Annotated in this window: 15 protein-coding genes; 4 read left to right on the top strand and 11 right to left on the bottom strand. The window is 72.0% G+C overall.

What is annotated here, in order from left to right; genetic code table 11:
* The first annotated feature begins 288 nt into the window (after positions 1-288).
* Entirely contained in the window at positions 289-726 is a 438-nt protein-coding gene (locus ACH5AR_RS27655) for a hypothetical protein (RefSeq protein ID WP_396304221.1), read from the top strand.
* A gap of 132 nt (positions 727-858) precedes the next feature.
* Here ACH5AR_RS27655 and ACH5AR_RS27650 read toward each other — a convergent pair whose 3' ends face one another.
* Together ACH5AR_RS27650 and ACH5AR_RS27645 are read right to left on the bottom strand one after the other, a co-directional pair.
* Positions 859-1,821, bottom strand: a complete 963-nt coding sequence (locus ACH5AR_RS27650; protein WP_396304220.1) for an electron transfer flavoprotein subunit alpha/FixB family protein — start codon at positions 1,819-1,821, stop codon at positions 859-861.
* A gap of 48 nt (positions 1,822-1,869) precedes the next feature.
* Positions 1,870-2,655 carry an electron transfer flavoprotein subunit beta/FixA family protein gene (locus ACH5AR_RS27645; protein WP_396304219.1) on the bottom strand — a complete coding sequence of 262 codons (786 nt, stop codon included), beginning with the start codon at positions 2,653-2,655 and terminating at the stop codon, positions 1,870-1,872.
* A gap of 373 nt (positions 2,656-3,028) precedes the next feature.
* Here ACH5AR_RS27645 and ACH5AR_RS27640 point away from each other — a divergent pair, with 373 nt between their 5' ends.
* Positions 3,029-4,297: a hypothetical protein gene (locus tag ACH5AR_RS27640; protein ID WP_396304218.1), complete on the top strand. Its 1,269-nt coding sequence runs from the start codon at positions 3,029-3,031 to the stop codon at positions 4,295-4,297.
* Positions 4,294-4,863 (top strand): hypothetical protein, encoded by a 570-nt coding sequence (locus ACH5AR_RS27635; protein ID WP_396304217.1) that lies wholly within the window; start codon positions 4,294-4,296, stop codon positions 4,861-4,863. The genes ACH5AR_RS27640 and ACH5AR_RS27635 overlap by 4 nt, the downstream gene beginning before the upstream one ends.
* Here the strand turns inward: ACH5AR_RS27635 and ACH5AR_RS27630 are convergent.
* Entirely contained in the window at positions 4,832-7,000 is a 2,169-nt protein-coding gene (locus tag ACH5AR_RS27630) for a tetratricopeptide repeat protein (protein ID WP_396304216.1), read from the bottom strand. The two genes, ACH5AR_RS27635 and ACH5AR_RS27630, sit on opposite strands and share 32 nt — an antisense overlap.
* Positions 7,001-7,208: 208 nt before the next feature.
* Here ACH5AR_RS27630 and ACH5AR_RS27625 point away from each other — a divergent pair, with 208 nt between their 5' ends.
* Complete coding sequence (locus tag ACH5AR_RS27625; RefSeq protein WP_396304215.1) at positions 7,209-10,277, top strand: AfsR/SARP family transcriptional regulator; 3,069 nt, start codon at positions 7,209-7,211, stop codon at positions 10,275-10,277.
* Positions 10,278-10,476: 199 nt separating this feature from the next.
* On the opposite strand, the gene ACH5AR_RS27620 is transcribed toward ACH5AR_RS27625, so the two are convergent.
* From ACH5AR_RS27620 to ACH5AR_RS27585, 8 genes are all read right to left on the bottom strand, one after another.
* On the bottom strand, positions 10,477-11,274 hold the full coding sequence (locus ACH5AR_RS27620) for a family 1 encapsulin nanocompartment shell protein (RefSeq protein WP_396304214.1): 798 nt from the start codon (positions 11,272-11,274) through the stop codon (positions 10,477-10,479).
* A 26-nt stretch (positions 11,275-11,300) separates the two neighbouring features.
* Positions 11,301-12,422, bottom strand: a complete 1,122-nt coding sequence (locus ACH5AR_RS27615) for a Dyp-type peroxidase (RefSeq protein ID WP_396304229.1) — start codon at positions 12,420-12,422, stop codon at positions 11,301-11,303.
* 2 nt (positions 12,423-12,424) lie between these two features.
* Positions 12,425-14,092, bottom strand: a complete 1,668-nt coding sequence (locus ACH5AR_RS27610) for a bifunctional aspartate transaminase/aspartate 4-decarboxylase (protein WP_396304213.1) — start codon at positions 14,090-14,092, stop codon at positions 12,425-12,427.
* A 33-nt stretch (positions 14,093-14,125) separates the two neighbouring features.
* Positions 14,126-15,823, bottom strand: a complete 1,698-nt coding sequence (aspT, locus tag ACH5AR_RS27605) for an aspartate-alanine antiporter (RefSeq protein ID WP_396304212.1) — start codon at positions 15,821-15,823, stop codon at positions 14,126-14,128.
* 186 nt (positions 15,824-16,009) lie between these two features.
* Complete coding sequence (gene aspT, locus ACH5AR_RS27600; protein ID WP_396304211.1) at positions 16,010-17,683, bottom strand: aspartate-alanine antiporter; 1,674 nt, start codon at positions 17,681-17,683, stop codon at positions 16,010-16,012.
* A 296-nt stretch (positions 17,684-17,979) separates the two neighbouring features.
* Positions 17,980-18,603, bottom strand: coding sequence for an FMN reductase (locus ACH5AR_RS27595; protein WP_396304210.1), 624 nt, complete (start codon positions 18,601-18,603; stop codon positions 17,980-17,982).
* On the bottom strand, positions 18,600-19,715 hold the full coding sequence (locus ACH5AR_RS27590; protein ID WP_396304209.1) for an LLM class flavin-dependent oxidoreductase: 1,116 nt from the start codon (positions 19,713-19,715) through the stop codon (positions 18,600-18,602). Before ACH5AR_RS27590 ends, ACH5AR_RS27595 begins: the two co-directional genes overlap by 4 nt.
* Before the next feature lie 219 nt (positions 19,716-19,934).
* Positions 19,935-22,217 carry a M9 family metallopeptidase gene (locus tag ACH5AR_RS27585; RefSeq protein ID WP_396304208.1) on the bottom strand — a complete coding sequence of 761 codons (2,283 nt, stop codon included), beginning with the start codon at positions 22,215-22,217 and terminating at the stop codon, positions 19,935-19,937.
* Positions 22,218-22,561 lie beyond the last annotated feature (344 nt).

The following is a 22,561-nucleotide window of genomic DNA, read 5'->3' as shown; positions in this document are numbered from 1 at the left end:
TCCGCCGCGAACGGAGCGATCTTCGCCTCGGCCAGCGAACGCACCGCCTCACGGAGCATCTCGTGCTCCTCGGAGACCCGGAAGAGATCGAAGTCCTGGCTCATGATCGCCACTCCTGTTTCACGACGGTACTCAGTACCCTTCATTATGCATGCGCGCGGCAAAAAGGGAACTCAGTGCCTTCCCTTGGCGGCACTGAGTTCCCTATCCTTTTCGTGCCGAACTTCCGGCGTACCGCCGCCGCAGTTCCACCGCACGAAGCCGGTCCGAGCGCAGGGAGATGACAGCGTGGTCCACTCAGCCATCGATGCCGACACCCGCAGCACGACGCTGTACTTCCAGCGCTGCGCGTGGTGCAACAACCCGACCTTCCAGCGGCTGCTCTGCCCCACCTGCGGCTCCACCGACCTGAGGCTGGAGCCCAGCGAGGGCACCGGCGTGGTGCGCCGCTGCGCCGTCGAGCAGGCCCGCACGCCGCTGGTCCGTCAGAAGTCGCTGATCCGGATGGCGGAGGGCTTCGACGTCTGGTGCATCGTGGACGGGATGCGCAGCACCGTGCCGGTCGGCACCCGGGTGCGGCTGCTCTCCTCCCCCGGCTCCGAGCAGCCGGAGCTGCGGCTGCTGCCGGTGGAGGAGCCGCCGCTGCCGCAGGACCCCGAACCGCGCCCGCTGCCGCCCGCGCAGGGCGGCTTCACCCAGCACCTCGCGGCCTTCGTCGCGGACTGACCCCGCCGAGCGGGCCTTCGGAGGACGCCGGAGGGCGTGGCACCGAGTACCACTCGGCGCCACGCCCTCCACTGTCGTCCCGGCCCGGACCAGGCTTGGCTCAGGCCCGGCTCGGGTTGGCTCAGGCTTGGCTCAGGCCTTGCGGGCCTTCACCTCGGCGGTGAGCTGCGGCAGCACCTCGAAGAGGTCGCCGACCACGCCGTAGTCGGCGAGCTCGAAGATCGGGGCCTCCGGGTCCTTGTTGACGGCCACGATGGTCTTCGAGGTCTGCATGCCGGCCCGGTGCTGGATGGCGCCCGAGATGCCGTTGGCCACGTACAGCTGCGGGGAGACCTGCTTGCCGGTCTGGCCGACCTGGCTGCTGTGCGGGTACCAGCCGGCGTCCACGGCGGCGCGCGAGGCGCCGACGGCCGCGCCGAGCACGTCCGCGAGCTCCTCGACCACGCCGAAGCCCTCGGCGGCACCGACCCCGCGGCCGCCGGAGACCACGATCGCGGCCTCGGTCAGCTCGGGACGGCCCGAGGAGACGCGCGGGGTGCGCGAGGTCACCCTGGCGGCGTTGCCGGTGAACTCCACGGCCACGTTCTCCACCGCGCCGGCGGCCGGGGCGGCCTCCGGGGCGACGGCGTTCGGCTTGACGGTGACGACCGGCGCGCCCTTGCTCACCCGGGAGTCGACGGTGTACGAGGCGGCGAACACCGACTGGGTGGCGATCGGCCCCTGGTCGCCGGCCCGCAGGTCGACGGCGTCGGTGATGATGCCGGAGCCGATCCGCAGCGCGACCCGGGCGGCGACCTCCTTGCCCTCGCCCGAGGACGTCACCAGCACCGCGGCCACGTCGTTGGCCTTGGCGATCTGCGCCAGCGCGTCCACCTTCGGGACGACCAGCCGGTCGGCGAACTCGGCGCCGTCCGCGACGTACACCTTCGCCGCGCCGTACTCGCCGGCCTTCGCCGCGATGCCGGCCGCCGCCTCACCGGCGCCGAGGACGACAGCGGACGGCTCGCCGATGCGGCGGGCCAGGGTCAGCAGCTCCAGGGCCGGCTTGCGGACCGCACCGTCGGCGTGGTCCACCAGGACGAGAATCTCAGCCATTGCTCAATGTCTCCGTGTTTCGCTGGGTCGGGGGGATGGTGGGGCGGCTCAGATGAACTTCTGGTCGGCGAGGAAGCCCGCGAGCGCCTTGCCGCCCTCGCCCTCGTCCTTGACGACCGTGCCCGCGGTCCGCGCCGGACGCGCCGCCACCGACTCCACCGCCGTCCACGAACCCGCCAGACCGACCTCGTCCGCCCCGATCCCCAGGTCGTCCAGGTCCAGCGACTGCACCGGCTTCTTCTTCGCCGCCATGATCCCCTTGAACGACGGGTACCGGGCCTCACCCGACTGGTCCGTCACCGACACCACCGCCGGCAGCTCCGCCTCGACCAGCTCCGTCGCCGCGTCACCGTCCCGACGGCCCCGCACCACGCCGCCCTCGACCGACACCTCCGACAGCAGCGTCACCTGCGGCACCCCCAGACGCTCCGCCAGCAGCGCCGGCAGCACCCCCATCGTCCCGTCCGTCGACGCCATACCACCGATCACCAGGTCGAACCCGGTCTGCTCCAGCGCCTTCGCCAGCACCGCCGACGTCCCGATCACATCCGAACCGTGGATGTCCTCGTCGTTCACGTGCACGGCCTTGTCCGCCCCCATCGACAGCGCCTTGCGCAACGCGTCCTTCGCGTCGTCCGGCCCCACCGTCAGCACCGTCACCTCGGCACCCTCGTTCGCCTCCGCGATCCGCAGCGCCTGCTCCACGCCGTACTCGTCCAGCTCCGACAGGAGGCCGTCCACACCCTCCCGGTCGGTGGTGTGGTCGTCCGAGAAACGACGGTCCCCCGTCGCGTCCGGCACGTACTTCACACAGACGACGATCCTCAAGCTCATGAGCGGTTCTCCTGTCACGGGTGCACGGATGCACTGGATCCATGGCCTCAGGCATGCCGAGGGTACTGAGTGCCAAGTCCGGCCCGGGCGTGGCCCACGCGCGGCAAGCGCCACCTGGACCGGCATACCGTGTCGGCTCTCTTCGACTGGCGTCAGAGGCTCCACGAAGAGAATACGGCACTCAGTACCCCTGGTAAAGGAACTCAGTACCCTTCCCGGTGCCTGCCCCGGCCGGGCGACGTCGCCGGAAAGCGGACACAAGGTTTCCGCAAGCCGCCACCAGGTCTCGTCAATGAATCCGTCAGGCGGCCCGGGGACCATCGACCCGGGGCCCGCCGACGGCCCCGACCTGGGATCAAGGAGGGGGAGACGGATGACCTTGGTGCACGGGGAACAGGACACCACATCGACGAACGGGGACCGAGGCGGCGCGGCCTGGAGCAACAACGGGCCGTGGGAGACGCTGCGGGAGCGCAAGGAGGTGCTGGTCGTCGCACAGACGATGGTGTACGCGAAGCGGCTGCACGACTTCTACGCGCTGCTCGCCTCGGACCTGCGGGTCCACGTCCAGTTCACGGTCGCGCCGCACACGTTCAACCGCGGCGCCACCGAAGTCCTTCGGGCGCTGGGCGGCGCCGTACTGCCCTGGGAGCAGGCGACCCGGCGCGAGTTCGACCTCGTGCTGGCAGCCGGCTCGCAGGGGATGGAGCAGTTGCGCGGCCCGGTCGTCCGTCTGCCGCACGGGGCCGGCAACATCAAGCTGTCCCGGCGCGGTACGCCGGACGGCGAGCGGGCTGCGATCGGCCTCGGTCCGGAGTACCTGTACTGGGAGGGTCGGCTCGTCCCCGCCTCCTTCGCCCTCGCCCACGAGGAGGAACTGCTCGAACTCCGGCGCAGCTGCCCGGAGGCCGTCCCGATCGCCACGGTGGTCGGCGACCCCTGCTACGACCGGATCGCCGCCGCGCTGCCGCACCGCGCTCTCCATCGGGCGGCACTGGGGCTGGGGCCGGAGGAGAAGCTCGTGCTGGTCTGCTCCACCTGGGGCGACGGCTCGCTCTTCACCCGACTCGACGCCGTACTCCCGAGGCTGGCCTCGGAACTGCCGCGGGACGGCTACCGGGCCGTCCTGTTGACCCACCCCAACATCGCGGCGGCGCACAGCGCGTTCGCGGTGCGCTCCTGGGCGCGGGCCACCGCCCGCGGGGCCGTCACGGTCGTCCCGCCCGAGGTGGACTGGCGGCCTCTGCTGGTCGCCGCCGACTTCATCATCGGGGACCACGGTTCGGTCACCTTGTACGGTGCGATGACCGGTGCTCCGGTCCTGCTCGCCGAGTACCCGCACCGCCACGTCAACCCGCGCTCGCCGGCAGCACAACTCGCCCGCATCGCGCCCGCGCTCTGCCCCGGACACGCCCTCGTCGACCAACTCGGTTACGCCGCCGAGCAGTACCGCCCGCAGGAGTACGCCGCCGTCGCCTCCCGGATCAGCTCCGAGCCGGGCCGCTTCGACCGGAACGCCCGTCGGCTGCTCTACCGGATCCTCGGGCTGGGCCAGCCGGCCCACACCCCGGCCCCGGAGCCGCTGCCTCTGCCCGACCCGCTGGATTCGATCGCGGCGGCCGAGTCCCGGCAGGCCGGATGAACGCCGCGCTGCACACGGTGCGGCTGGTGCCGGTCGGCTCGTCGGCGTACGGCGGCCCGGCGTACGGCAGCTCGGCGACCATGCTGTTCGAAGCTCGCGTGACAGCCGCCCTCGGTGTCCACCACGGGCTGCTGGCCACGGTCCCGGCCTCCACGAGGCCGGGGGAACGGTCGGGCCCCGGATTCGTGGACGAGCACCTCGTGCTCGACCTCGCCGAACCCGGCGGGCTCCGCTGGCGCCGGCACGCCGACGTACTCCACCTCGGGCCGGTCCCGCGGGCGGACGCCCGCGCGCGGCTCACGGAGCTGCTGTCGACGCATCCGGGGTGTGCGGTGGCCACCGCCGAACACCGCCCGGGGGCAGTCGTGGTGCTCGCCCGGAACGGGGACCGGCTCGTCCTGCGGACCTCCGCCCCGGCCGAAGGGTCCGTCCCCCCGACGGCCCTCGGCTCGCTGGCGCACGCCTGGCTGGCGGCCGGACGAGCGCTCACCGAACTCCACCGGGTCAGCGCCGCTGTCCCGTGGCTCGACCCCGTCACGCCTCCGGTGGGCCGGCAGGGCGGGTGACGGCGGAGTCGTCCGCGTACGCGGCGAGGCGGTCGGCCAGTCTGGCCGCCTCGGCCGTGGCACCCGCCTCCTGGTAGCGGGCCATGGACTGCTCGAAGCGGGCCCGCGCAGCGTCCGGACGACCACGCCGTTCCTCGACCTGCCCCGCGAACTCCAGCGTCCGTGCCTCCCAGTGCGCCGAGAGCCGGGCCCGGAAGCCCGCGAGGGCCTCCTCCAGGCAGGTGTCGGCAAGGTCGTACGCACCGAGCATTCCGTGCGCCAACCCCAGGAACGCCAGCGCGCGGGCCGCCTCGTAGTGATCACCGATCGAGGCCAACTCGTGGTGCGCCCGCTCGATGGGGGCGACGGCCTGCGCCGGACGGTCCGCAAGCAGCGTCACCTCGCCGTACGCGAGCCGGGCCAGCGCCGATCCGCGCAGGTAGTCCTCGGCCTCCCGGAGCTCCACCACCTGGCGCAGGCACTCGGCGGCCTCGTCCAGGCGGCCTGCCATCCGGTGGGTCTGGCTGAGCCCGTACAGCGCGTCCGCCTGGGCCAGGGGGCGTTCCGTCTCGCGGGCGAGTCCGAGAGCGTCGGTGAACCAGCGCGCCGCCTCCTCCCAGTCGCCCGCGTTCCGCAGGCCGTTCCCGCCCGAGGTGAGCATCCGCAGCTCGCCGGCGCGGTCACCGGCCGCCCGGGCTGCCCGCAGGCCGATCCGGTGGGCCTCGACCCACAGCCGGGCCGGGCGGAGTCTGAGGAACAACGGCCACATGGCGTCGGCGAGTTGCCAGGCGGCCGCGGGCCGGTCCAGCTGCTCGCACCAGCGCAGCACGTCGGCGAGACGGTCGCGTTCCTCGTCGAGCCAGCCCACGGCCTCTACGTCGTCCGCGAACTCCCTGGCCGGGTGGCGCGATCGGGTGCGGTAGTCACGGTCGAGCGTTCGGTGGCTCGGCGAGATCACCGCCTCGGCGGCGGTCGTGGAGGCGAGGTACCAGTCGACGAGCCGGTCGAGCGCGCGACGGCCGGCCTCGCCCTCCCGGAGTTCCCGTCCGTGGGCCTCGGCGTGCAGCCGGACCAGATCGTGGAAGCGGAACCGCTCCGGTCCGCGCTCCTCCAGCAGGTGCACGTCGACGAGAGCGTCCAACAGTCCGTCGGCCACGGCCGGCTCCACGTCCGCCAGGACGGCGGCGTTCTCCAAGGTGAACTCGGGAAAGGGCAGCAGGCCCAGCAGGCCGTAGAGCCGGGCGGCCCCCGTCTCCAGCACCCCGTAGGAGGCGTCCAGCAGGTCCTGCACCGTCTCCCCCTCGACGTTCAGCACCGCCAGCCGGTCGGTACCGCGCCCCAGCATCTGCGCGGTCGCGGCGAGAGACTGGGCCGGACGCGCCGCGATCCGGGCGGCCGCCAGGCAGATCGCCAGCGGCAGCCCGGCGCAGGCCTCCACCACTTCGGCTGCGGCCTCGCTCTCGTCGACCACCCGACGCTTGCCGACCCGCTCGGCCAGGATCTCGGCGGATGCCTCCCGCGCGAGCGGGATCAGCGGCCGGAACACCGCGCCGTCGATGCCCAGTCCGGTGAGCCGGCGGCGGCTGGTCACCACGACCACCGTGTGGTCCGCACCGGGGAGCAGCGGCCGCACCTGGGCCGCCGTCGAAGCGTTGTCCAGCAGCACCGCGATCCGCCGCTCCGCCGCCAGCGAGCGCCAGAGCGCGGCGCCCTCCTCCAGGCTCCCGGGTACCGGCGAGATCCCGAAGGCACGCAGGAAGCCGCCGATGGCCTCGGCCGGGTCGGCGGGGCCACCGGGCGCGTAGCCGCGCAGATCGGCGTAGAGCTGGCCGTCCGGGAAGCGGTCGGCCTGACCGCGCAGCCACTGGGCGGCCAGCGCCGTCTTCCCGACCCCGGCGGGGCCGGTCACCACCACGGTGACGTCCGCTGCGACGGCCGGGGGCAGGGAGCGGTCCAGTGCGGCCAGGTCCGCCTCCCGCCCGATCAACCTGCGGGGACACGGCGGGAGTTGGCGTGGTGTGGGCAGGGCTGGCGGGCCGTGCAGATGCAGTCCGCCGTGGATCGATCCGGCCTGCACCACCGGGCCGGAGACCGTCACCGCGCCGGCCAGCGAGTTCCGTACCACTCCGTACGGCAGGTTGACGTCGTTCACGGGCACCCGCCGAACACGGTCGATCCTGTCACTGGCTCCCCCTTGCCTCGGACGAATAAGCCGCGGTGCATTACCAGGTGACATGACGTCAGTCCTAGGCTATTCCCAAAGGAACCCTTCGAGAAGTGCTTCGATGCTATGGTCGATCGCCCAGAGGCGTGCGATGCTCACCCGCGACACGGCAAGCTGGTAGCCAACCGGCGGGGGGCGTCGCATGAGGTTCCATCTCCTGGGTTCAGTTGAACTGTCGGTGAACGGAGAGCCATTGGCGATTCCGTCCGACAAACGACGGCAGTTGCTGGCCGCTCTGGCCCTGGAGGTCGGGAGGCCTCTCTCCCATACGTCGCTCGTGTACCGACTGTGGGGCGAAGACCCTCCTCCCAGCGCGTTGAGCAGCCTCTACAGCCACGTTTCCCACCTGCGCGGACTCCTGAGGCGGGCAGCCCGGTCCAGTGGAACGAAGAACCTCCGGGAAGCGCCGACGATCGACACCAAGTCGCATACGTACACCCTGCAGGCGGACCCTCTGCTGATCGACTGGCACCGCTATCTGGACCTCTCCGACAATGCCGGACGACTCGCCGAGAACGGACAGGACCACCAGGCCAGAACCGTCCTGAGCCGGGCCATGAGCCTGTGGTGCGGCGAACCGCTGGCCGGCCTGCCCGGCGCCTGGGCCCAGACCACCCGCGCGGCCATGACCGACCAGCACTTCATCACCACGCTGCGCCGGATCGAGATCGACCTGCGCATCGGCCGCTTCGCCGAGCTGATCCCCGAACTCACCGCCCTGCGCGAGGACCGGCCCGCCGACGAAAGGCTCGCCGGCCACCTCATGACGGCGCTCTACGCCGTCGGCCGACAATCCGACGCACTGGCCGTCTACCCGGCCGTCGCCCGCCTGCTCCACGCCGAGTTCGCCACCGAGCCCGGCGAGTCCCTCACCGGCCTCCACCAGCGGATGCTGCGCGGCGAACCACTCCCGGGAGCGCCCGAGCGGACCACGGCCACCCTGGCCCCCGACCCGCCGGCCGTGCCGCCGAAAGGGGCCCCCGGTCGGCACCGGCTGATCGGCCGCGAGGACGACCTCCGGCGCGTGCTGCCCGGCCCGGACGCCCGGCTCGCCCAGGGGGGCGTCGTGACCGTCTCGGCGATCCTCGGCATGCCCGGAGTCGGCAAGACCACCCTCGCCCTGCACGCCGCGGACCTCATGCGCGAGCACTTCCCGGACGGCTACGTCTACCTCAACCTGCGTGCCCACGTCGGCAACCAGCCGCCGCTGGCCTCGGAGGCCGCGGGCGCCCTGCTGCTCAGGCGCCTGGGCGTGCCCGCCACCACCATCCCGCTCGACGCGGACGAGCTGTTCGCCCTGTGCGCCGAAGTGCTGTCCTCGCGCCGAGCCGTCGTCGTGCTCGACGACGCCTCTAACGCCGCTCAAGTCCGCCCGCTGCTGCCGCCCGCGCCGACCGCTCTGGTGATCGTCACGAGCCGCCAGCGGCTCACCGAGCTCCCCGACGCCCGGCCGGTGTTCCTGGACGTGCTGACGGTGGACGACGCGGTGGCACTGTTCACCAACGTCGTGGGCCCCGAGCGTTCTGCGGACACCGAGAGCGTCATCAGGATCGTCGAGCGCTGCGGGTGCCTACCGCTCGCCGTGGAGCTGGTCGCCAGCCGCTTCAAGGGCCGCCCGTCCTGGAGCCTGAAACACCTCGCCCGGCGCCTCTCCCGCGAGGGCGGCGGCCGACTCGCGGAGATCCGCACCAATTCGGGCGGCATCGTCCAGGTCTTCGAGCTGTCGTACCGCTGCCTCTCCGCCAACCAGCGATCGGCTTTCCGGCTTCTGGGCATCCACCCGGGACCGGACTTCGGCGTTCAGGCGGCGGCGGCCTTGCTCGGATGGAAGCTCGACAAGACGGACGAGGTGCTTGAGGCGCTCCTGAACGTTCACATGATCATCGAAATCTCACCCGACCGCTATCAACTGCACGATCTGTTGCGCGAGTTCTCGGTGGCCCTGGGAGTGGAACACGATCAACGGCAAGCCGCGACCGAACGGCTGCTCCACTTCGCCCTGCGCGCCGCCGACCGGGCGGACCGGCTGCTCTATCCCCATAGACCGAGGACCCGACTCCCGGACGATCAACAACTCGCCGGCATGGCGGAATTGTTGAGCGACATCGAGCTGAACTCTCCGGAAAGCGCGCGGACTTGGCTGAATGTCGAACACGCCGGCCTGATCGCCCTGGCCACGCACGCACGCCGGGCCGGACTCGCCGAGCAGGGCGCCTGGCTCGCCCACGTCCTGGCCGGGCACCTGGACGCCGAGGCCTACTGGAACGAGGCGCAGGACCTGCACCGAGCGGCGGCGGCCCACTGGCGGTCGCAGGCGAACCACCGGCAGGAGGCACGGGCACTGATCGATCTGGGAGCGACGCTTGCCAACGCCTCCCACTACGAGCCGGCCGCCGCAGCCCTCGAACGCGGACTCGGCCTCGCCCGCGCGGACGGCGACCTGGACGCGGTGGCCAACAGCCTCAACCTGCTCGGCCGGCTGCGCTGGGAGCAGACCCGACTCCATGAGGCGCTGGCGATCCAACAGGAAGTGTTGGCCATTCGAGAGGAGCAGGGCGACCAGTGGAACGCCACGCGCTGCCTCGTCAACATCGGCATCCTGCACCGGTCGGTGGGGGACGAGGAATCGGCCCGCGCCGTCTACAGGACCGCATTGCCACTGGCCCGGAAGTTCGCCGACCGGATTCTCGAATTCCGCATCCTGAACAATGAGGGGGAGCTCCACCTCAGCGCCGGGCAAATCGCAGCAGCACGGGAAATCTTCGAACAGATACTGGGAACCGTACGCGAAGCCATTCCTCCACTGGATCTCTCCATCGCCCGCGCCAACCTCGCGGAAACGCTGGACATCCCGGACGAACTCGAAACCGCCCTCGCGCTCTACCGGTCGGCCCTCACGACTTTCCGCGAATTCGGAGCAGTCCGCCACGAGGCTGACGGCCGTAACGGGCTCGGCCAGACCCTGCTCGCCGCCGGTCGGCACAGAGAGGCCCGGGAGCAGCACGCCCTTGCCCTGGAGCTGGCACGTTCGATCGGTACCGCCCGCGAACAGGCGGCCGCGCTGCGCGGCCTGGGCCGCTGCGAGGCGGCGGCCGGAAGCCGGCCGGCCGCCCTCGCCCATCTGACAGCGGCCCTCACTTTGGCGGAACAGGTCGGCATCGCGGACGAGGCCGCACGGATCCGATCGGCGATTGCCAACGCAGGATCGTAATCTTCATATAATCGCCATTAGTCGAATCCACGTTCGGGGTTCGGATGCCGATTTGGATCTTGTCGCCCAGGTGTGCGAAGCTCTACGCCACCAGCGGCCCTGCCGACCGAATCGGACCAGAAAGCAAGTGCGCCATGAGCACGTTCATCTGCATAGTCCACATAGCCGCCGACTTCCTCGCGTCGAGCTCGATCTGGTGCTAACCGCGGAGGACGACGGCCGCCTCTCCCGTGTAGACCCGGAAGGTCAGGCTCTCCTGGAGGTAGAGCTGGATCGTTTCGGCATCGTGGGAGAGGTAGCCCACCGAGGCGTCCTGGCCGAGGTGGAGCTCGAAGTCCCCGCCGCGGGCGGAGAGCAGGTAGGCGCCCTCGATCGCCGGGGCCCAGATGATCTCGCCGTCGAGGAGGCGGGCGAGGTGGTTGTGGACGGGGTAGCCGTGGTCGCTGGTCTCGTTGACGGCGGTGAAGGCCGCGGCGCCGAGGAGGAGTGAGTAGGGGCCGCCGACGCCGGCGAGGCGGAGGGCGGTGAGGCCGCGGCTGACGGCCTCCGGGTACTCGCGGACGTCCTCGGGGAGCTGGACCGGGGGGTTGGTGGAGGCGGCGCGGATGCCCTCGATGGCGGCGGCGCGGTAGCCCTCGAAGAGGGCGCGGTCCTCGGCCAGGGCGAGCTTGCGGGCGGCGTCCTTGACGGGTTGCCAGTCGGAGTCCCGGGAGCCGCGTTCGACGTCGTCCACGGCGTCGCGGCGGACGGTGAAGGGCACGCGCAGTTCGACCACCGGCTGGACGGTGCGGGCGCGGGCCTGGATCCCGTCGGTCGGGGGGTCGACGGCGGTCAGGTGGCCGGTGCCGACGGCGGCGAGGGTGGCTCCGTCGGGGCCGGCCAGGTCGACCACCCGGCGGCCGGCGATGTGGAGCTTGAAGGTCTGGCGGGCTTCCTCCTCGATCTCCGCCCAGGCGGCGGCGGAGATCGGGGCGAGGTCCCGGTGGAGGTTGTTCATGGGCGCGGTCCTGTTCGGGGCTGGTTTCAGGAGGTCTGCTTGAGGCTGCCGATGCCGAGCGAGCCGTCCCCGGAAGCCGGACCGGGGTCGGGGCCAGGGTCGGGGTCGGAGGCGCCGGGCGGCGCCGGTGGCGGGGAGTCGCCGGACGGCGCCGGCGGCGGGGAGTCGAGGAAGTCGGCGGTCGGGACGAAGAACAGCCCGCCGGTGACGGCGGTGGAGAAGTCGAGCAGCCGGTCCGTGGTGCCCGGCGGGTTGCCGACGAACATGTTGCGCAGCATCTCCTCGGTCACCCCGGGGTCGGCCGCGTAGCCGATGAAGTAGGTGCCGGACTCCCCGCCCCGGTCGAAGGAGCCGAACGCCATGTTGAAGCGGACGATCTTCCGCTCCTCGCCGTCCGGGCCGGTGATCACGGTGAGCGCCACGTGGGAGTCGGCGGGTTTGACGTCGTCGGGCAGTTCGATGTCGGTGAGCTTGGTGCGGCCCACCGCCCCCTCCTGCTGTTCGACGCTCAGGGCGTTCCACTTGTCCAGGTCGTGCAGGTACTTCTGGACGACGACGTAGCTGCCGCCGGCGAACTGCCGGTCCTCCGCGCCGACCAGGGCGGCGCTCACCGCGGCCCGGCCCTCCGGGTTCTCGGTGCCGTCGACGAAACCGAGGAGGTCCCGGTCGTCGAAGTACCGGAAGCCCTGGACGGCGTCGGCCACGGCGACCGACCCGCCGAGCCGGCCGACGAGCTGCCCGGCCAGCTCGAAGCAGAGGTCCATCCGCTCGGCCCGCAGGTGCAGCAACAGGTCGCCGGGGGTGGCCGGGGCCCGGTGGCGGGGGCCGGCCACCTCCTGGAAGGGGTGCAGGCAGGCCGGCCGGGGGCCGTCGAAGAGGCGGTCCCAGAGGTCGGAGCCGATCCCGGTGACACAGGTGAGGCCGCCCTCGGGGGCCCGGAAGCCGACGGAGCGGCGCAGCCCGGCGAGGTCGGGCAGCAGGTCGCGGACGGCGGCCTCGCCGCCCGGCCGGACGGTGAGCACCAGGAAGATCGCCGCGCCGGTCAGCGGCGACAGCACCGCCTGCGGGGCCGGGTCCGGGGCGCCGACAGGTACGGGTGCGGAGGCGGGGGCCGGGGCGGGGCCCCCGCCCAGCAGGTCGGGCTGCATGGTCACGATGCTCCTCGGATCGCCTGGGCGGCTTCCCACTCGGCTCGGTAGTCGGCGAAGATCTGCTTCAGGTGGTGCCCGATCTTCAGGTAGTCGAGGTCGTCCAGGTTCGCCAGCGAGACCCGTACGGACCACTCGGGCCCGTCGAAGCCGCCGCCGTTGAGCAGCACCACCCCGGTCTGCTCGGCGAGCCGGAACAGCGGCTCGGTGGGCTCGTAGTTCTTCTCCAGGAAGGACGCGAAGCCCGGCCCGGCGACCCGCTCGGCCTCGGCCAGCAGGTCGAGCTCGACGTAGTAGCCGGCCCGGCCGGGGTCCTCCGAGATCCTCATCCCGGAGCCCTCCAGCAGCAGGTCGAGCCGCCGGCGGACGATCCCCTGCACCCGTGCCTTGTACGCCTTGCCCTCGGGCAGCAGCGCGAACAGCGAGAAGAGCACCATCTGGACCTGTTGCGGCAGGCTGAGCCCCGCGGTGTGGTTGAGCGCGACCTGCCGGGAGTCGGCGACCAGGCGGTCGATGAAGCGGATCTTCCCCGGCTCCAGGCTCAGACTGCCGTACCGCTTCGCGAGGCGCTCCTGCTGATCCGCCGGAAGGGCGGCGATCAGCTCGTCGACCACGTTGTCCCGGTCCAGGCCGATCACCCCGAGGCGGTGGCCGGTGGCGCCGTAGTGCTTGGAGTACGAGTAGACGAGCAGGGTGTTGCGGGGCAGCTCGGCGGCCAGGGTGCGGAAGCCGTCGACGAAGGTGCCGTAGACGTCGTCGGTGACGATCAGCAGGTGGGGGTTGGCGGTGGCCACGATCTGCTTGATCTGCTCGGTGACCTGCCGGGACAGCGCCAGGGAGGGCGGGTTGCTGGGGTTGACCAGGCAGAGCAGCCGGATCCGCGGGTCGGCCAGCTTGGCGACCTCCTCGGCCGGGTAGCGCCACTCCCGCACCCCGGTCTCCACCAGCCTGTTGGCCTCGATCCGGACCACCTCGAAGTCGTAGTCCTCCAGCTCGGGGATCTCGATGTACGGGGTGAACACCGGCACCATCAGTGCGATCCTGTCGCCCTTGTGCAGCAGGCCGTTCTTCATCAGGGAGTCGAAGACGTAGCACATCGCGGCGGTGCCGCCCTCGGTGGCGAAGAGTTCGGGCTGCCCCGGCGACGGGGGCCGCCGGTCCATCAGCTCCTCCTGGAGGTAGCCGCGGACGATCTGCTCGGCGTGCACCAGCATCCGGTCGGGGACGGGGTAGTTGTCGCCGATGCCGGCGTCGGCGAGCTCGTGGAGGAAGGCCTCGCGCTCGAACCCGAAGCGGTCGACGGCGAGTTCGACGCTGCGCCGGAGGAGTTCGATGCCGGGCAGCTCGGGGTGGCTGCGGACGAAGGCGTCGAAACGGCCGTCGATGCCGGCCCGCTCCGGCATGCCGCCGAGGTCGTCGGCGGTCCAGACCCGGCGGCTCTCCCCCAGCGCGAAGTGGCCGAGTGCGAGGAAGGCCTCCCGGGGGCCGGTGCAGACCCAGTTCGGGTTGCCGCGCCCGGCGTTGAGCATGTGGGCGGTGGACTTCTCCTTCTGCCCGGGCTGGTTGCGCTGGTAGGCCTCGGCGAGCCGGACGAACTCCGCCTTGAGCTCGAAGGGGCTGAGCCGGGCCAGCCGGCGGATCTCCTCGCGACCGATGGTGGGCTTCGTCATGGTGTTCTCAACTCTCCTTGGAGGAAAGGGCGTTCAGCCCAGCAGGGCGACGATGACGGCGCCCCAGACGGTCAGCAGCACGTTTCCGGCCGCGTACGGAATCGTGTAGCCGAGGGTCGGGATCTGGCTGCGGGAGGCCTCGTTGACGGCACCGATGGCCGCGGTCGTGGTCTGGGCGCCGGCCACCACGCCCATCAGGATCGGGGTGCGCATCCGGAACACCAGCCGCCCGACCAGCAGCCCGGCGACCAGCGGCAGTACGGTGGCCACCGCGCCCCACACCAGCAGCCCCCAACCCGCCTGCGCGAGGCCGCTGGTGAAGCCCGGGCCGGCGTTGATGCCGACGATGGCGACGAAGGCGCAGAGCCCGAAGGTGTCCATGAACCACTGGGCGCCGGGCGGCACGTTCCCGTAGGTCGGGTACCTGCCGCGGAGCCAGCCGAAGACCAGGCCCATGATCAGCGCGCCGCCGGAGGTGGAGAGGCTGATCGGCACGCCGCCCGCGGTGAGCGCCGGGATGCCGATGCAGCCGCCGAGGAAGATGCCCAGGCCCACCCAGGTCATGTCGGTGGCGAAGCTGGTCGGCACCGGCTTGCCGAGGGCCCGGCAGGCCGGGTCGACCAGCCGCTGGGGCCCGGTGAGCACCAGGGTGTCGCCGCGCTCCAGCTCGGTGGAGAGCCGGTACGGGAACTCGGCGCCGGAGCGGTACACCTTGTCGATGAAGACGCCGACCATGAACGGCTCCCGGCGCACCTCGGCGACGGTCCTCCCGACCTGCGACTTCTCGGAGACCACCACGTGCAGCTGTTCGGTGCGGTAGCCGAGCAGCCCGGCGTCGTCGGCCTCCGGCCCGATGGCGGCGGCCGGGTCGAACTCGACGAGGTCGTGCCGCAGCGCGCTGACCGCGAGCACGTCGCCGCGCTCGACGACGGTCTGCTGCGTGTGGGCCAGGATCTCCCCCGCGCGCCGGACCCCCGTGATGTAGATCCGCCGCCCGAGCCGCCGCTGCTGCTCCTCGACGGCCTCGATGGTGTGCCCGACGAGGCCGCCGACGGCGGTGAAGGCGCGCAGCACGACCTCGTAGTAGCCCTCGCCGAGGTCCGGGTCGCTCTCCGGCGCGTCCAGTTCGACGGCCAGCTCGCGGCTCTCCTCCGCGAGGTCGCTGCGCATCAGCCGGGGCGCGATGTTGGCCAGCAGGACGGCGCAGAGGATGGTGCCGAGCGGGTAGGTGACGGCGTAGGCGACGGGGACGAGGTTCTGCTCCTCCTGGAGGCGCTCGGCACTCAGCCCGTGGATCTGGCCGATGGCGTCCTGGGCGACGCCGATGACGGCCGACTGGGTGAGCGCTCCGCCGAGCAGCCCGGCACCGAGCCCGGGGCCGTAGCCGAGCATGGCGGCGAAGGCGTAGCAGACGCCGAGGCCGACCAGGCAGACCACCAGGGCGACGCCGACCTGCGGCAGGCCGTCCCGTCTGAGGCCGCGGAAGAACTGCGGCCCGACCTTGTAGCCCAGGGCGAACAGGAACATGATGAAGAACACCGACTTGACCGTGCCGTTGACCGGTACGCCGACGGCCCAGCCGGTGACCAGCCCGGCGACCAGGCAGCCGGTGACGGCGCCCAGGCCGATCGCCCGGTAGTGGATCCGTCCGATCAGGAAGCCGATCGCGATGGTGAGGAAGATCAGCAGTTCCGGGTACGGCTTGAAGACGTGGTCGGTGATCCAGCCCACGGGCCCGTTCCCTTCTCGCCGCGGTGCGGCGGCGGTACTCGACGGCGGTTGTGGCGGTGGCGGTCGTGACGGTCCCGCGCAGGGCGGTCGCGCACAGGGCGGTCGCGCACAGGACGGTCGCGCACAGGACGGTCGCGCGCAGCGCGGTGGCGGCCGCGGCGACGGTGGTCCTGACGCCTCGTCATCTCAGGCCCCGAGCATGCCGACCAGGATCGGACCGGTCAGCGGGAGCAGGAAGTTGGAGATGGTGTAGGTGATCGTGTAGCCGAGCATCGGGATGCTGCTCTGCGCGATGTTGGTGACCGTGGTGATCGCCGGGGTGCTGCACTGCTGGCCGGCGATGGCGCCGACCAGGATCGGCGGCTCGATCCGCAGCAGCCTGCGGCCGACGACCAGCGAGAGCACCGCGGGGACGGTGACCATGAGGATGCCGGAGAGCGGCAGCAGCACCGGGTGGTCCCGGAGCAGCGCGGCCGCGTCCGGGCCGGCGGCCAGGCCGGTGACGGCGATGAAGACGGAGAGCCCGAGGTCCTTGGCGGTCTGCGCGGCGACCGGCGGGTAGGCCCCGAAGGTGGGCCGCTGGGCCCGGAACCAGCCGAAGACCAGGCCGGAGACCAGGCAGCCGCCGCCGGTGCCGAGCGAGAGCGCGGCGTTCCCGGCGTGCACGGTGACCAGGCCGATCAGCACGCCGACACAGATGCCGAGGCTGATGTAGATGTAGTCGATGGCGTCCTTGCGGATGCCGACGCCGGCCTTGGCGGCGAACCGCTCGACGGCCGACCGGGAGCCGGTGACGGTCACCGTGTCGCCGCGGCGCAGCTCGGTGTCGGCGACGGCCGGCAGGTGCTGGTCGACGCGCTGGACGTCGGTCAGGTAGATCCCGGCGGTCGTGGCCGGCTGCTCCGCCGCCACCTCCCCGGCCGTCCGGCCGACGTAGTCCCGGTTGGTGAGGACGACGTCGCGGACGACCAGCGGGCTGTCCAGACCGGGCACGCCGGAGGTCTCCGGGCCCAGGTCGTGGCCGGTGTCGATGACCGCCTCGCGGCGGCCGACCAGCAGCACCAGGTCGCCGCGGCGCAGCCGGAAGTCCCGCTCGGGGTGGCGGGTGCGGCCCGCCCGCCGGACGCCCTCGACGGTGACCAGGCCCGGCTGGATCTCCTCCACCTGGGCGATGGTCGAGCCCTCGCCCTGGGAGACCAGGTAGGTGCGGCCGACCAGCGGGGGCAGTGCGGGCTGTTCGTCCCCGGCCTGCGAGCCCTGGCCGCCGCGCAGCTTCTGCCACAGCTCCCGGGAGGCGTCGGGCAGCTTGATCCGCATGACCAGCGGGAAGATCTGGCTGGTCAGCAGGACGATGGAGACCAGGCCGAAGAGGTAGCAGACGGAGTAGGCCGCGGCCACGTGGTTCTGCAGCTGGGCGGCCTGGTCGGCACTGAGGCCGGAGAGGTTGGAGATCGCCTCCTGCGCGGTGCCGACCACGGCCGACTCGGTGGCCGCCCCGGCGAGGATCCCGGCCGCGGTGCCGACGTCCAGGTCGAAGGCCTTGCCGATGCCGTAGGCCATCCCGACGACCAGCACCGCCTCCATGACGCAGAGCACCGCGAAGCGCAGGCCCTTGGCGTTGAGGTTGGCGAAGAACTGGGGCCCGGCGATGTAGCCGAGCGAGAAGATGAACAGGGCGAAGGCGACGTTCTTGACGTCGGCGTGGACGCTGACGTGCCGGCTGCCGATCAGCATGGCGACGATCAGCGTGCCGCAGATGCCGCCGAGCTGGATCGGCCCGACCCGCAGCTTGCCGAGCAGGTAGCCGAGCGCCAGGCAGACGAACAGCGCGAGGACGGGGTTCTCCCGCAGCAGGCTCACGGCAGCCGCTCCCGCCGCGGCGCGGGGACGCCGAACGGGGGACGGACCAGGACTAATCTGATCATGGGAATGATTACACCGCAAAGCGGACAATCCGGCACGGCCGACGCGCAGCCGAAGGACCCCGACGGGGTGGGCCGAAAGGCCCCGACGGCGCGCTTCCCGCGGGGCCGTTCGCCCCTGGGCACGGGCCCGGACGCGCCGGGGCGGGCGCCTTCCTGAACGCGCCGGGCCGGCCGCCTCCCCGGACGCGCCGGGGGCGGGCGCGCTCCCCGCGCACCCGCCCCCGGACCTGCTCAGACCTTCAGCGCCGCCAGCTGCTCGGCGAACGGCACCACCCGCTCGGCCGGCGCCGGCACCGCCGGGGCGCGCCCGGCCAGCAGGGCCGCCAGCTCGCCGGCCGCCCGGTCGATCCGGCGCGGCAGGCCGTCGGTGAGCCCGTCCCCCGCCGCGCCCCAGTCGTCGGTGGCCGCGTACACGGCCGTCGGCAGCACCACCGCGCGCAGGTAGCTGAACAGCGGGCGCACGGCGTGCTCCAGGGCGAGCGAGTGCCGGGGCGTGCCGCCGGTGGCGGCGATCAGCACCGGCTTGCCGGTGAGCGCGTCGTTGTCGATCACGTCGAAGAAGGACTTGAACAGACCGCTGTACGAGGCCGTGAAGATCGGCGTCACCGCGATCAGCGCGTCCGCCTGCGTCACCGCCTCGATCGCCGCACGCAGCCCGGCCGCCGGGAACCCGGTCACGAAGTTGTTGGCGATGTCCACGGCGAGGTCCCGGAGTTCGACCACGGTGACCTCCGCCTCCCGCCCCTGGAGCGCGAGGCGGCGCACGGTCGACTCGGCGAGCCGGTCCGCCAGCAGGCGCGTCGAGGACGGCTTGCTCAGCCCGGCGCTCACCACCACCAGCTTGAACGCGGTCACCTGGCCACCTCCGCCTTCTCGTCCTTCTTCTCGTCCGCCGCGTCGCGGGCCGCGACCAGTGCGGCGTGGGTCGGCCCGTCCGGCACCTCGGCCGGGCGGCCCTTGGCGAACTCCTCGCGCAGCACCGGTACGACCTCCTCGCCGAGCAGGTCCAGCTGCTCCAGCACCGTCTTCAGCGGCAGGCCGGCGTGGTCCATCAGGAACAACTGGCGCTGGTAGTCGCCGAAGGTCTCGCGGAAGGTCAGCGTCTTCTCGATGACCTCCTGCGGGCTGCCCACGGTCAGCGGGGTCTGCTCGGTGAACTCCTCCAGCGAGGGCCCGTGCCCGTACACCGGCGCGTTGTCGAAGTACGGACGGAACTCGCGCACCGCGTCCTGGGAGTTCTTGCGCATGAACACCTGCCCGCCGAGGCCGACGACGGCCTGCTCGGGGGTGCCGTGGCCGTAGTGGGCGAAGCGCTCGCGGTACAGGTTGATCAGCTTCCTGAAGTGCTCCTTGGGCCAGAAGATGTTGTTCGCGAAGAAGCCGTCGCCGTAGTAGGCGGCCTGCTCGGCGATCTCGGGGCTGCGGATCGAGCCGTGCCAGACGAACGGCGGGACGTCGTCCAGCGGGCGCGGCGTGGAGGTGAAGCCCTGGAGCGGGGTGCGGAAGCGCCCCTGCCAGTCCACGACCTCCTCGCGCCACAGCTGGCGCAGCAGCGCGTAGTTCTCGATCGCGAGCGGGATGCCCTGGCGGATGTCCTGGCCGAACCACGGGTAGACCGGGCCGGTGTTGCCGCGGCCCATCATGACGTCCACCCGGCCCTCCGCCAGGTGCTGGAGCATCGCGAAGTCCTCGGCGATCTTCACCGGGTCGTTGGTGGTGATCAGCGTGGTCGAGGTGGAGAGGATGATGCGCTCGGTCTGCGCGGCGATGTAGCCGAGCATGGTCGTCGGCGAGGACGGGACGAACGGCGGGTTGTGGTGCTCGCCGGTCGCGAAGACGTCCAGGCCGACCTCCTCGGCCTTGCGGGCGATGGCGACCATCGCCTTGATCCGCTCGTGCTCGGTCGGGGTGCGGCCGGTGGTCGGGTCGGTCGTCACGTCGCCGACGGAGAAGATTCCGAACTGCATGCTGATCACCACATCCCAGGTAGTCCAACTTTCAACCACCTTAGCATCCGGGCGGCCCGCGGTATTCCCCTGACCGTCGTCCGTGCTCTGCGACGACAGTGGAAGGCGCGGGCGGGCCAACAGGGCCTCCCGCGGAAGGGCGGCGGACGCGGACCCGCCCCCGGCGGGGCGCCGCAGCGCTCCGCCGGGGGCGGTCACCTGTCCGTTGCCGTGCCCGGCTCAGAATTCGCTCGTGACCCTCACCCCGCTGAAGCCCTGCGTGGCGTAGAGGCTGAAGTAGACGTAGCCCGCCGGCGGGTCCGTGACGGTCAGCGTCTCGGCGTTGTCCGGGCCGGCCGAGTGGGTGGCACTGGTCCCGGTGTACGCCCAACCGGTCGGGCTGTAGTAGAGGTCGCCGTTGCCGGTGCCGCCGCTGGTGGTGACCTTCACCTGCTTGGTACCGGCCGGCACCAGCAGGTAGAAGTGCGCGTAGTTGCCCGTGGTCGCCGCGACGTTGCTGCGGGTGCAGTCGGCGGCCAGCTGCCGGGTGTCGGTGCCGGCGCACTCGGGCAGCTGCGGCTGGCCCGGGGTGTCCGTGGCGCAGCCGCCGGCCGCGCACTTCGTCAGCCAGCTGTCGAAGTCCGCGTCGTAGCGGGTGCCGATGGTGGTCTTCAGAATGGCGCGGGCGCCGTCCCAGTCACCGGTGCGGTACTTGGCCAGGACGGCGTCCAGGTCGGCGCGGTGCTGCTCCAGCATGTAGCGCACGGCCAGGTAGCCCCAGCGGTAGACCCGGTCCTGGTCGCCGTAGGCGGTGTCGAAGAGGTCGCTCAGCTTGTAGCTGTGGCGACCGGCCACCGCGATGGCGCCGTCGTTGGTCACCTTGCGGTAGGAGTACGAGACGTACTCGGCGAAGCCCTCGACCCACCAGACGGTCGGGGTCCTCATGCCGGCCTCGAAGTCGCCGTACATGTCGAACCGGCCGTCGAGGTAGTGGGTGTACTCGTGGTTGAGGTTCCAGATCTCGAAGGACGGGCGGGCCCACTCGGCCTCGTAGCAGAGGAAGCGCGGCTGGTTGCCGGCCTTGTCCGGCTCGCCCTCCAGGTACATGCCGCCGTTGTCGGTGTCGATGCCGTAGATCGCGGCCGCGAGCACCTGGTAGTCGAGCGAGGAGTGGAAGACCACGACCTCGATCGTGCCGTTGTTGTCGTCCTTGACCGGGCCGCCGTCCCGGACCACCGAGTGGAAGTACGCGTCCTGGCCGTTGAGGCTGGTGCAGGAGGTGGCCAGCTGGGTGGCGTCCAGCGCCTGGGCCAGCACGGTGATGCTCGGGCTGCAGGTGTGCTTCACCGTCAGCACGCCGGCCTTGAGCTGGTCGGCCTTGTTGCAGGTGCCGTAGTACGAGCAGTTGCCCGCGTCGTAGTAGTCGACGCCCTCGGCGACCGCGGCCCACTGGTAGACGGTGCGGCCCCTGGGCTCGGACGCGCCGGCCAGCGTCCTGGCGAGCGGACGGACCTTGGCCTGGAGGGCGGTGTCCTTCAGGAAGCGGGTGAGCTCCTTGGTCGCGTTGTAGACCAGCACCCCGTAGGCGTCGCCGAGCAGGGCGTTGTTGCGCACCGCGAAGTCGGACAGCGCGTCCAGCACGCTCGGGTCGGCCTCGACGGCCGTGTCGAAGCCGGGCACCTGGTGGCCGCGGAACAGCACGGTGAACACCGGGTTGACGGCCCAGGCCAGGCCGGCCGGGTTCCAGGTGTCGGCGCGGTAGTCGCCCAGCAGCCGCTTGACCACCGGCAGGTAGCGGATGTTCTCCTGCGCGCTGTCGATCAGGGTGACGGCCTCGCCCAGGATGGGCGCGTTGCCCGCGGCGACGTCGCGCGAGTGCGCGCTGTTGAAGAAGGCGTCCAACCCGGACCGGATCGCGCTCCGGAGGCCGGCGCCGTACTCCCCGACGTCCTCCTTGTGGTACCACTGCACGAAGTAGCCGGCGCGCAGGTAGAGCACCAACTGCTCGACCGAGGTGCTGTTGTCACCGGGGTAGCCGGCCGAGGCGTCGCGCAGCGCGTAGGCCACCGTGCTCATCTGCTCCTCGCGGAACGCGCCGCGCGCGTCGCCGCCGGTGAGCTGGAACAGGCTGTTGACGCACGGGATGTCGGCGGCCTTGATGTGCTGGACCAGGTCGCTGCCGGTCCGGCCGGTGAAGTCGGCGACGGTACAGGGCTTTTCGGCTGCCGCGCCGAGCCCGACGGCCCTGGCGCTCTGCCGGACCTCGGCCGGCCGGGTGTCGACCGGGAGCGGGGCGCGCTGGTCGGGCGAGGCCGGCTGCTGCCCGCTGTCGGCTCGTCCGGGCGCGTCGAGGGCGGGCTGCGGGGCAGGCCCGGTGGGGACGGGGGACGGCGCGCCGCCGGGGGCGGGGGGCGCGGCGGCGTGGGACTGCGGGGCGAACAGGCCGACCGCCAGGAACAGGGACAGCAGGAGCGTCAACAGGCGTGCCGGCTGCGGGAGTCGCAGCGGACGTGAAGGACTCACGGATGGGCCTCCGGGCCGTCGTCGGCCGCGGGGCGCGGCCGGTGGGGGTGGCGAGGACCGTGGTGGCGGCAGCGCGTGGGGGCGTGCCGTCGAAACGGTGGGGGGTGTGACATGTACCATGGCACACCTCACACACCCTTGGGAACCCGGAGGGTTGTGCGCGGTTCGCGGGGAGTTCAGGTGGGCCAGGTGAGGATGCCCCCCTCGTCCCCAACGCGGGGCGGGGGGCCGGGGGGCCCCCCCCCCCGGGCCCCCCCCCCCCGCCCCGGGGGGGGCTGGGCCGCAGCCGGCGGAACCCCCCCCGCCCCACCCCGCCCCCCCCCGGCGGCCCGCCCCACGCCCCG

This window comes from Kitasatospora sp. NPDC018619 (genome assembly GCF_044391605.1).
Classification (GTDB): Bacteria; Actinomycetota; Actinomycetes; order Streptomycetales; family Streptomycetaceae; genus Kitasatospora.
This window is presented reverse-complemented; position numbering and strand designations above follow the sequence as displayed.